The sequence below is a fragment of the Synechococcus sp. C9 genome, assembly GCF_022984075.1.
Taxonomy (GTDB): Bacteria; Cyanobacteriota; Cyanobacteriia; order Gloeomargaritales; family Gloeomargaritaceae; genus Gloeomargarita.
Map to the genome: position 1 here is coordinate 28,208 of NZ_JALAAD010000001.1, position 11,571 is coordinate 39,778.

At 50.5% G+C, this 11,571-nt stretch carries 10 protein-coding genes and 1 tRNA gene; 5 read left to right on the forward strand and 6 right to left on the reverse strand.

Annotation, left to right across the window (positions count from 1 at the left end):
- Positions 1 to 191: 191 nt before the first annotated feature.
- Complete coding sequence (locus tag MLD66_RS00140) at positions 192 to 779, reverse strand: chromophore lyase CpcT/CpeT (RefSeq protein ID WP_247214928.1); 588 nt, start codon at positions 777 to 779, stop codon at positions 192 to 194.
- 71 nt (positions 780 to 850) lie between these two features.
- On the opposite strand from MLD66_RS00140, the gene MLD66_RS00145 reads away from it, so the two are divergent.
- Entirely contained in the window at positions 851 to 1,198 is a 348-nt protein-coding gene (locus MLD66_RS00145; RefSeq protein WP_247214929.1) for a hypothetical protein, read from the forward strand.
- Between the two features lie 38 nt (positions 1,199 to 1,236).
- Positions 1,237 to 2,328: a folate-binding protein gene (locus MLD66_RS00150; protein ID WP_247214930.1), complete on the forward strand. Its 1,092-nt coding sequence runs from the start codon at positions 1,237 to 1,239 to the stop codon at positions 2,326 to 2,328.
- Here MLD66_RS00150 and MLD66_RS00155 read toward each other — a convergent pair.
- The 4 genes from MLD66_RS00155 to MLD66_RS00170 form a co-directional block, all read right to left on the reverse strand.
- Entirely contained in the window at positions 2,311 to 3,597 is a 1,287-nt protein-coding gene (locus MLD66_RS00155; protein WP_247214931.1) for an exonuclease SbcCD subunit D, read from the reverse strand. The genes MLD66_RS00150 and MLD66_RS00155 overlap by 18 nt on opposite strands.
- Before the next feature lie 610 nt (positions 3,598 to 4,207).
- Positions 4,208 to 4,675 carry a hypothetical protein gene (locus MLD66_RS00160; RefSeq protein ID WP_247214932.1) on the reverse strand — a complete coding sequence of 156 codons (468 nt, stop codon included), beginning with the start codon at positions 4,673 to 4,675 and terminating at the stop codon, positions 4,208 to 4,210.
- Positions 4,676 to 4,889: 214 nt separating this feature from the next.
- Positions 4,890 to 6,413, reverse strand: coding sequence for an ammonium transporter (gene amt / locus MLD66_RS00165; protein WP_247214933.1), 1,524 nt, complete (start codon positions 6,411 to 6,413; stop codon positions 4,890 to 4,892).
- A gap of 312 nt (positions 6,414 to 6,725) precedes the next feature.
- Positions 6,726 to 7,199 carry a CRR6 family NdhI maturation factor gene (locus MLD66_RS00170; RefSeq protein ID WP_247214934.1) on the reverse strand — a complete coding sequence of 158 codons (474 nt, stop codon included), beginning with the start codon at positions 7,197 to 7,199 and terminating at the stop codon, positions 6,726 to 6,728.
- A 214-nt stretch (positions 7,200 to 7,413) separates the two neighbouring features.
- On the opposite strand from MLD66_RS00170, the gene MLD66_RS00175 reads away from it, so the two are divergent.
- Positions 7,414 to 8,364, forward strand: a complete 951-nt coding sequence (locus MLD66_RS00175; protein ID WP_247214935.1) for a transposase — start codon at positions 7,414 to 7,416, stop codon at positions 8,362 to 8,364.
- A 401-nt stretch (positions 8,365 to 8,765) separates the two neighbouring features.
- Here the strand turns inward: MLD66_RS00175 and map are convergent, their stop codons facing one another.
- Positions 8,766 to 9,596: a type I methionyl aminopeptidase gene (map, locus tag MLD66_RS00180; RefSeq protein WP_247214936.1), complete on the reverse strand. Its 831-nt coding sequence runs from the start codon at positions 9,594 to 9,596 to the stop codon at positions 8,766 to 8,768.
- Positions 9,597 to 9,719: 123 nt separating this feature from the next.
- Between map and groL the strand changes: the two genes are divergently transcribed.
- Positions 9,720 to 11,354, forward strand: a complete 1,635-nt coding sequence (gene groL, locus MLD66_RS00185) for a chaperonin GroEL (protein WP_247214937.1) — start codon at positions 9,720 to 9,722, stop codon at positions 11,352 to 11,354.
- 40 nt (positions 11,355 to 11,394) lie between these two features.
- Positions 11,395 to 11,466 (forward strand) — tRNA-Lys (locus tag MLD66_RS00190).
- Positions 11,467 to 11,571 lie beyond the last annotated feature (105 nt).

Here is an 11,571-nt window from a genome sequence, read left to right on the forward strand (position 1 = left end):
TAATTCACTGAGAAATTTCCTCCCCTTTGCCCTGCCCAAGCTCTTTGGGTGGGGTTATTTTTTGGCGTGTGAATTACGTGTGAATTAATCTAATTGCACCCGTCCTGAATTGCTCCCAAGGGTACAACCCCCGTTTTTTTAGGAATCAATGGGGTTTTAGAGAGATGATTCGGGTTAACGATGCGGGAATTTTAAAGAATTTCATGGGCGAAACTTTGCACCCGCACAAACTGAAATGGTCCGGCAATCGCACCCCAAACTTGTGCATCGGTTTCCGGGTCTCGCCCCCGGTCTAAACTAATAAATTCCTGGGCATTAATCGTAAATTCGCTATCCAAATAGGTTTTTTTGCCCCGCCGTTCCACAAAACATTGTTTGCCAGGGGCGACCCGTCCGTGAAAACTTTGACCATCCCAAGTGACGATCATATTACATCCCGGCAGGGGCGTCAGTTGCTCAGCCGTCAGGGAAGCCAGCCTTTTTTGGTCACGGGAAGCACCGTAGAATTGGGCTTCATTTTGGACGTAATAATTCTCAATTTCCAGGTGATCATTTACCGTGATCAGCTTCAGCACTCTGACCCGATAAGGGCTATGGAGTTCATAATCATAGGCTTGTTCCACATATAAACTAAATCCATTCAAAAGTGACCAAGGTAAGGGACGCATACAGACCCGAATATGGGCAAAAAAAGGCGGATTTTCTAGGGCTTGTGCCTGATTGCTAAAGTCGGCGGCTAACCAACGGGCTAGGGTTTTTTGATCGGTGGCGTGGGTCATAGCCTCACATGAATTAACATGGTAAATAAAATGCCATTTTACTAATTGTACGGTCTGGGGGCACGAAACGAGTGATTCAAAGCGATGGTTGGCGGTTTTGGTTGGGCTGGTTGGCAATTCTATTGGTGTTGAGCAGTCTGGGCTTGGGCTGGTTGGTGCGGGGGTTATCCCTGCTCCTGCTTTTGGTGATTCTCACCCCGACCCTGTTGACCCTGGGCATCCGCTGGTGGTTGGGGCGTAACATCGTCACGGGAGCTTGCCCGGTGTGTGGCTTCAGTTTGCAAGGGTTAGCCAACAGCCAGACCCAATGCCCCAACTGTGGGGAACGCCTCCAGGTCACGGGGGGGAAATTTACCCGCCTCACGCCGCCCGGAATCGTAGATGTGGAAGCCGTAGAAGTGCCCGAATCCAAAAATTAAATAAAATTTATTACAACTTCTTACAACCAGCCGCAATCATGTCCCTCACTGCCCTCCGTACCGCCCAACTGCAAGCCGGTGCCCAGTTCCATCCCGATGGCTATCCCCTCCGCTTCGGTCAGGAACAACCAACGCCAACCCTTCTGGATAGGGGAATGATACTTTTTGACCGCACCCACTGGGGTCGCCTGCGTTTACAAGGGGCGGATCGGATACGTTATCTGCACAACCAAAGTACAAACGATATACAATCCCTGCGGGTGGGGCAAGGGTGTGATACGGTGTTGGTCAATTCCACCGGGCGTACTTTAGATTTAACCACTGTGTATGTGGAACCGGAATGGCTGACGTTGATTACCTCGCCCGCATCCCATAGTTCGATGCACCAATGGTTAGAAAAATACATTTTCTTTGCGGATCAAGTCACGATTCACGACCAACGGGAAACCACTGCCATGTTTACCCTGATGGGGGCGGCAAGTCATGGATTAATTGCTCAATTAGGGGCAGGACATTTGGCAACGCAACCAATCGGAACCCATGCTTATATTCATTGGCAAGAAACAGCTCAAGAAACGTCTATTTTGATTGCCAATGGCACGGGTTTATTGAACCCTGGTTATACATTCATTGTACCGATAGAATCTGCGGTGAGTCTGTGGCAATGGCTGTTAGCGCAAGGGGCAATGCCTTGGGGGGATCAGGCTTGGGAATGGTTGCGCATTCAGCAGGGACGACCGGCGGTGGGGGCAGAATTGACCACGGATTATAACCCTTTGGAAGCGGGATTATGGCACGATATTTCCTTTAGTAAAGGGTGTTATATCGGTCAAGAAACCATCGCCCGCTTGAATACTTATCAAGGGGTCAAACAACAGTTATGGGGCTTAAAATTAACCGCTCCTGCTACTCCGGGAACCCCCATTCACATTGGCGAGGAAAAAGTGGGGGTGCTGACCAGTTATACCTATTATTTTGAACAGGCACATCTGGGTTTGGGCTACATCCGCACCAGGGCTGGGGGAGCGGGGCTAAGGGTGCAAATTGCCGGAGAAACTGCTGAGGTGGTGGATATTCCCTTGGCGCACCGGGGGTATTTGTCACAGACTGAGTCAAAAGCTGAGGGGTAATTGCGCCGTTTCCGGGGTGGGTATGGCTGGGGGTGCCTCTGTCCATTCCGGTTCTACGCCCGCTAACAACGCCTGTGCCGCCGCCAGTAAATCCGTTTTGAGGGGATGCAAATGTTCATTTTCCCGCACGTATTGTTCCAGCACCGTCATCGGGTCAAGCACCTGACTCAAATCCACCTGGGTTACCCGTTGTCTGGGCTGTTCGTTAACCAATTCCGGTTGCAGGGTGTAGTTATGGGCAGTTGCTAGGGCGGAGCGAATTTGGGCTTCATTAATTTTGGGCAATTGTTCCGCTTTGAGGCGATAAATGAGCCGGACGATACCCTCGGTAATTTCTGTGTTTTGAATCCGGGTTAAAAGTTCCGTTTGCGGGTCAGCGGATTGGGTCACATCTACCCGAATGGTGCGCATCAACCGGGTGGGCAAAGGACAAAATTCAAAGCGAGTTTCTGTGGGGGTAATATCAATCAAAACATACCCTTTTTGTTCCTCTTCTTCACTGAAATCCACCCGTTCAATACTCCCGGCATAAACCACCGGCGGCTTTTCACACAACACCTGATGGCGATGCACATGACCCAACGCCACATAGCGAAAACAGGGTTGGGCTAGGAGGGACAACGGTACGGTTAAATTCTTCCCCGCCGAGAGGAGTCGTTCCGCTCCAAATAGGGCTTTATCCGCCATCACATGCGCCGCTAAAATAGCAGGAATATGCTCGTCTAAATTCAAGATTTCTCCCGCTAAAACCTCCCGCAATCGGGTGAGCAATAGCTCGTTAATTTCATTCATGGATAGCCCTTGGGTTTCCGGTTTAGTTAACAGCATCGAGCGGGTAATCCAGGGCAAAGTCACAATTTGTATCGGTCCATTACGGGTTTCCAGAGTATAAGTGGTCAGGGATTCCCCCACCAGCACCCCCGGCACTTGCAGGGCACGATAAATGGACAGGGAAGCCCCCCCCTCCCCTTGCGTGTGTTGGTCATGATTGCCGACTAACAAAAGTACCGGAATCTGCGCCGCCACCAACCGGAGAAACTGTTGGGCAAATAGCTCCTGAATCCAAGGGGCAGGGGTAGCATCGGGAAAGGCATCGCCGGTAAATAAAACCACATCCACCGGTAGGTTCAACGCCTGATCCACCGCCGTTTGCAACGCCCGACTAAAATCCTCCACCCGGGTATTTAAGCCCGTCAGGGGGTTGGTACGCCCATGATTTTGACCGCTACCTAAATGAATATCGGAAATATGCAGAATCCTAATCCCCATAACCCTGCCTGGAATGGTGTCTGGTTTCATTATCACTGATTATGATTAACCTTTTATAGCCCATTAAGTGCCTATGGGATATGGTCGCAAACCCGTTGGCTCCAGGTCTGTTGATGCTTAGCCTTGGAAGATTTTTTGTATCCTTTAATTTATGGGCACCTCTACTTATTTGCACCCATGGAAGGTTACAGTCTTTTAAGTGCTTATGGGATATAGTTGAACCACACTTGCCGTGAGTCAATTATTCTGAGCCTTGAGAATGATGGAGGCTTTTTGTATCCTTTAATTGATAAATAGACTGTAATGCCGCCAGAGTAATTTTGCAAAAGGGACTGAAATTAGCTTCTGAGAAGTACCCACGGGCAGTGGGAAACTTAACGCTTGGGGAGAGCTTGACCGCTACTTTGAGCAATGAGAATTGTTTGAAGTAAGTCATCTCGTTGAACCAAGAATCCCCGCACCTTTAGGTCGGGGAGTGTCAATGGAAAAGCCGTAAGTGATCGAGTTTGCCCAACGCCCAATAATGGGTTGGTGTGGACGGTAAAGAGGTTGTTGGTTTGTGTTCGAGGTTATCTGCCGCCGCACAACTTCACAAATTTTCAGACCGATGTTAGGGCATCCTCTTCAGCGGCGATGCGGCAACGGAAACCTGTAACTCACCCTTCACTATACCCACCTTAAAATCAATAATCATTAACTTATGTTCTGGGAATAATTCCATCTTAGCCTGCATCAAGTCTTCCAGAATTTCTTTGATTTCCGCTTGGGATGCAGGGGGGAATATATTAACGTTGCTCTGCAAAAGCTCCGGTTGCTCTTCTAGCGGCTGAACAGTGATGTTCCAAGCCATCATCCCTAACAGGAATAACATTTCAATCTCATCTAAATCTTCTAAATCTTCCGTCTCTTCAAGGTAAGGGGATAACAGTTCTAAGAGCATTGCCGAAACTTTAGGTTGCTGTTTGGGGGTCGAGACAAAGCGGGTATGATCACCCAGACGTTCTTGCAACTCCGCTTCTAACATCTCCGCAAGAGAAGCTTTTTTGCGCCGCCCTTGGCGTTTTTTGGGTGAACTCATGGTAAAAACCCCGCAATGGTTGACTTTTTCAAAAGATACCCGAACGCCAGAGCAACCCGGCTCATTTCGTCATATCATTTTATCTTTTAGCTTAACTATAGCAGTCCTACTTGATTAACGTTAGCTTGCCTGCCCTGGGCATACAGAAATTCAAGGACGGGGGCGGTGCCCCTGCGACCCCTGTTTCATTCTCATTGAGGATTGCTATGTATCATCACTCCTTGGCAAAACCCGTGTACGCCTCCATGCCATGTTCCCCCAAATCCAACCCCCGCAACTCCTCCTCCGGGGGCACCCGCAGACCCACCGCCGTCGCCCGGATCAGCCCCCAGGCAAGCACGCTAAAGATCACCGTGTAAATGCCCACCGCCACCACCCCAGTCACTTGGTGAAACAGTTGGGTCGCATCGCCGGTCAGCAAAAACCCACTGCCAATCTCCACTTCCTCGAGCCAGGGATAGCCCCCCTTCCCAACGCTAAACAAGCCCAACGCCAGGGTGCCCCAAATCCCACATACCAGATGTACCGACACCGCCCCCACCGGGTCATCAATTTTCAGATTGTCAATGAAACTGACAGAAAACACCACCAAAACCCCTGCCACCAAACCGATCACCACCGCACTGGTGAAATTCACATAGTCGCACGGAGCCGTAATCGCCACCAACCCCGCCAAAATCCCGTTAATCACCATGGATAAATCCGGCTTGCCGAAATAAATCCACGAGGTCAGAGCCGCCGCAATCCCCCCCAGCGACCCCGCCAAATTGGTCGTGAGCGTCACATGGGCGATTTGTGCCGCATCCGCCGCCAAGGTGGAACCGGGGTTAAACCCAAACCAGCCCAGCCAGAGGATCAGCCCCCCCAAGGTGGAAATCGCCAGATTGTGCCCCGGCATCGCCACACTTTTGCCCTGCTGATAGCGACCAATCCGAGGACCCAGCATGATTGCCCCCACCAAAGCCGCCCAGCCCCCGACCGAATGGACAACAGTAGAACCTGCAAAATCAAAAAATCCCGCTTGGCTCAGCCAGCCCCCGCCCCAAATCCAATGCCCCGTCACCGGATAGGCTAACCCCACCAACAGCAAACTAAACAGAAAAAACGCCGCAAACTTAATCCGCTCCGCCACCGCCCCAGACACAATCGTCGCCGCCGTCCCCGCAAACACCAACTGGAAAAAGAATTTCGCTACCAGGGGCACCCCTGCCCAACTCAAAGATGTAAAAATTCCCTGATACGCATCCCCCGTCGCCGGGCTATTGTCCGCCCCCTGCAAAAACCAACCATTGCCCCCAAAAAAGGGCGACCCATCCCCAAACATAATCCCAAACCCAATCGCCCAAAAGGACACCGTTGAAAGGGCAAACACAATTAAATTTTTTGACAGGATATTCACCGCATTTTTCTGACGGCAAAACCCCGTTTCCAACATACAAAAACCCGCATTCATAAAAAATACCAATACCCCGGTGTACAACACCCAAACCGTGTCTAAATTCACCTTCTGAGTTTGCTCTTTTTCCTGCAGGGCGGCAATTTTTTCCTGCAATGCCTCCAAAGTCAATGCCTCTGAGTTAGCCGGTTGCGGAGCTATTGTTTCCACTGGTTTAGGTGTGGTTGTAAGGCTAGGCGTTTGGGCGACCGTCGGGGCAAAATTCAACGTGGACAAACCCACCAACAGGACAACCAAAAACACCGTTGCCCACCACCGCCGCATCCACCCTTTTCCTGCCATACCTTTACCTCACCACTCAATCGGGCACTGCTTTACAGATTTTTTTATCATTTCGCAAACTTGGGTCGCCCGTAGGTATTTTAGGATACCAAACCGCCCCCACCCCAAGAACCAATGCCCGCAATGCCAACGGTTACCTCATGATTTTTAGTGAAAGCAATGGGAATGAGCGGGTTACACCAAAATACCCACCAAAAAAAAACCATCAGCCAAACCATGACTGACGGGTTTACCTGTCCTCAAGGATCATCGGAACAACCTTATATTAGCACAACTTGCCCAGGTGCAAGTGAAGTAAATCACTTTTTGGGTCTAGGGTGCCTGTGCCAAGAGTTGAAACAACTGCGGGTCAAGCTGATACCCCAATACCTCCGCCATTTGCTGGAGTTTTCCCTGCCGTTCCTGACCCTGGCTGTGGAACCAATGGTGCAGATAAAAAATTTTCCCCATGATAAAAATATCCAGCGCCTCCGGGTTGAACTGAATCCCGTCCTGGGGGCTGAACTGGTGGGGCACCAACATCGCCACATAGCGAGCCAATTCCGCCTGCCAATCCAAAAACAGGGGCAACCAGGGGTAATGGGCATCCAACCGGATAAACCACAGGCGCACCTCCGGCACCTCGGACAACTCCCGCGGGTCACTGGGGTCACGGGGATAGTCAATGGCAAACTGCACCACGAGATCGGCAGGGGGCACCGCATCGGGCAGGACAACCGCCTGTACCGGGCTTAAATCCAATCGCTCAATCACCTCTCGGGATAGGGAAATTTGCACCGCCGCCATCCATTACCTCCTAGGGTTTACCCACCCCTCACTATAGGGTCTGACGTTCGCCAAAAGCTAAAAATTTGGGAACACCTACGCCCCCGTAACCGCTAATTTAACTTATGGGAATAATAAGGTTACATCAGTAGTGTTGAATGTTAACGAAAGGGTGGAAAAGGGAGACTAAAAATGGTATTTTAGATTGGTAGAAACCACGAGTAACAGTATTTTTATGAGACGACAAATTCAGGGACTTATCAAGCCCTTGCTGAACCTTCTTCCCAAAAACGACTATCCAGTCTTGGATACTCGCTTGTTTGTACTCATATGGATGCACTTCATTTTAGATGCAAGAGTCGCCACCATGCGGGGCTTATTCTTCCTCTTGAATCATCTCAATTTTAAAGTTGACATATCAACGTTTTCTAAGGCGTGTAAACATCGTAGCACCGAGCCGTTTCAAGTGATCCTAAGAGAACTGCAAAAACGGCTTAAACATCATCAAGGTGAATTTAAGCACTTATTCCCATTAGATTCTACCATTATCACCCTGACCAGCAAATTATTCTGGCACTACAAGCAGGTAAAATTGACGCTTGGCCTGGATATAAATGAGGGCAATATCGGTGACGAATCAATTATATTTGGAAAGACTAATGACCATAAAATTGGGCATCTTGTGATTGGGACGATACCTGAGAATGCCGTTGGTATCATGGATAGGGGTTTTGCTTCCTGGAAATTAATGGACGAAATGTGTAAACGAAATACATTGTTTATTGTGCGGATTAGAAATAATATGAAGTTGCAACCTGACAATCCGGATATTCGGGTAATTCAATTTTTTAATGAAGAGGAAAACACAGAATATAGGCTAGCGACTAACGTGACTTCGATGACGGATGAAGAGATTTGTTCAGCCTATCGTTTGCGCTGGCGAATTGAGTTGCTTTGGAAGGCACTAAAGATGCACTTGAAATTGGATAGAATCATTACCAAGAATGAGAATGGTGTGCGGCTACAGATTTATGCCGTATTGATTGGTTATCTAATTTTAAGATTGCTGGAGATAGGTCACAATAAGACCTATGAATTGATTGACAAGTTGCGATATTTACAAATAGAAATAGGCCGACACTGTAGCTTCATGGAACTCGTAGGGGTAGAGCCGCTCGTAGGATAACCCTGACCCCTTATGTTAAGTTTTATTACGGACATTCAACACTACTGAGGTTACATGGCTACACCAGGCAGATTGTGAGAACTAAAACCGGGTTAAACCCTGCCATCCTGTGTGTTCTAATTATAAGTTTTCAACTATAGCAATCCTACTTGATTAGTGAACAGCAATTCTCCAGAACCAAGGACGGGGGCGGTGCCCCTGCGACCCCTATTCCATTCTCATTTGGGACTGCTACATATAGCAATCCTACTTGATTAGTGAACAGAAATTTCCCCGAACCAAGGACGGGGGCGGTGCCCCTGCGACCCCTGTTCCATTCTCATTTAGGACTGCTATATAGATTTTTGATGCACAATTCCGGTGATATTGCCATGTTATTTCCTAAAAGTTCCTAAAAATTTCTAAAAATTGCGATCCGTGAGAATCTCATACCCCGTTGCTGTCACCAACACCGTATGTTCATACTGAGCCGATAGTTTGTTGTCCACCGTCACCGCCGTCCACCGATCCCGGAGAATCTTCGTTTTCGCCGAACCCTGATTCACAATCGGTTCAATCGCTAAGGTCATCCCCGCCCGCAATTTCACATTCGGCAATTGATTGGTGCGATAGTTAAACACCGATGGTTCCTCGTGCAGATACCGCCCCACCCCATGCCCCGTAAAATCCTCCACCACCCGAAACCCGTGCGCCCGCACATAGTCCTCAATCGCCCCGGCAATGTCAAGTAGAGTATTCCCCGCCTTGACCTGCTCAATCCCCTTGTACAAAGCCGCTTCCGCACACTGCATCAACCGTTGGGCTTCCGGGCTGACCTGCTGTACTGCGATTGTTATACAAGAATCCCCATGAAATCCCTGGTAGTATGCCCCGGTATCCACCTTCAAAACATCCCCTGCCTTCAGCACTTTTTTGGCACTGGGAATGCCATGCACCACCTCCTGGTTCACACTGGCGCAAATCGAAGCCGGAAACCCATGATACCCCTTAAAACTGGGCGTGGCTCCCATCTCCCGAATCCGCTGTTCGGCGTAGCGGTCCAAATCCAAAGTAGTCATCCCCGGTTTGACCAACTCGCTAATTTCCCGCAAAACCGTCGCCACAATCCGGGAAGCCACCCGCATAATCTCAATTTCCCGGGCAGACTTGATCGTAATCGGACGCTGTTGGGGACGGGCAGGTTCAACCGCCGGACGGCGCTGTGGGACACTTAACGAGCCAAACACATTCATGGATTACCCAAAAATAAACCCAATCTATCCTAGCGTATCCCGCCCTGGCAAATTTAGCACTCCCCACCTTTGAGTGCTAACCAGTGCTACCATAGGCGATGGAGTGATTTAGGCAAAAGCAGTATGGTCAAGCTGATCAGTTTTGATGAAGCGTCCCGAAAGGCGCTGGAGCGGGGCGTGAACACCCTGGCGGATGTGGTGCGGGTCACCCTGGGACCACGGGGGCGGAACGTGATTTTGGAGAAAAAATTTGGTGCCCCAGAAATTGTCAACGATGGTGCCACCATTGCCAAGGAAATCGAACTGAGTAACCCGATGGAAAACACCGGGGCGCAACTGCTCAAGGAAGTGGCGGAAAAAACCGGGGATGTGGCTGGGGATGGCACCACCACCGCCTGTCTCTTAGCCCAAGCCATGATTTTGGAAGGGTTGAAAAATGTCACCGCCGGAGCGAACCCCATCAGCCTGCACCGGGGGATGGAGCGAGCCGTGCAGTACCTGGTGCAAAAAATTGCCGAAATCAGCCAGCCCGTGTCTGGTACCATGATCACCCAAGTGGCGACCATCTCGGCGGGCAACGACCCGGAAGTGGGGGATATGATCGGTCAAGCTATGGCGAAGGTGGGCAAAGACGGGGTGATTACGGTCGAAGAATCCAAATCCCTGGTCACGGAATTGGAAGTCGTGGAAGGCATGGAGATCGACCGGGGCTACATTTCCCCCTACTTGGTCACGGATCAGGAGCGGATGGTGGCGGAATACGAGTACGCCCGCCTGTTGATCACCGATAAAAAAATTAGCAGTGTTGCCGACCTAGTGCCCATCCTGGAAAAAGTCAGCCGGGCGGGGCAACCCCTATTGATCATCGCCGAGGACGTGGATGGGGAAGCTCTGGCAACCCTGGTGGTCAACAAACTGCGGGGCGTGTTGAACGTTTGCGCCATCAAAGCCCCCTCCTTTGGCGACCGGCGCAAGGCGATGCTGGAGGACATTGCCATTCTCACCAACGGTCAGTTTATTTCCGAAGATATTGGTCTGAAACTCGACCAAGTGCAATTGGAAATGCTAGGCAGTGCCCGCCGTGTCACCGTGAGCAAGGATAAAACCGTGATTGTCGCCGGACAGGACACCCAAACCCAGGTGCAACAACGGATCGCCCAAATTCGGCAACAACTGGCGGAAACCGACTCGGAATACGACCGGGAAAAACTGCAAGAACGGATTGCCAAACTCGCCGGTGGGGTCGCCGTGATCAAGGTGGGGGCGGCTACGGAAACCGAACTCAAGGAGAAAAAACTCCGCATTGAGGATGCCCTGCACGCCACCCGTGCCGCTGTGGATGAAGGCATTATCCCTGGGGGCGGGGCGACCCTGGTGCATTTGGCGAAACAACTGCCTACCCTCGCCCAATCCTTCAGTGACCCGGAGATGCGTACCGGTGTGGATATTATCACCCGTGCCCTCAGCTATCCTCTGCAACAGATTGCCACCAATAGTGGTGTGACCGGTGCCATCGTGGTGGAAAAAGTCCGGCAAATGGAGTTACCCATGGGGTACAACGCCCTTACGGACAGCTACGAGGATTTAATTGCCGCCGGGATCATTGACCCGGCCAAGGTCACCCGCACCGCCCTGGAAAATGCCGCTTCGGTGGCGGGGATGTTCCTGACTACCGAGGCGCTGGTGGTAGAAAAACCCGAACCCAAACCGGCTCCCAACCCCGGTGCTGGTGGCATGGGTGGCATGGGCATGATGTAGTTGGATTGATTTCCCTTCGATAAAATTTATCGGGGGGTCTGGGTGACTGGCGCAACGGTAGCGCATCGGACTCTTAATCCGCTGGCTCAGGGTTCGAATCCCTGGTCACCCATCTCAATCGCAAGACAAGCTAACCGGTGACTTTATTTCAATTGGGTACGCTTCTGGCTAAAACGTTCTTTCACCTAATATAGCAATCCTACTTGATTTACATTAG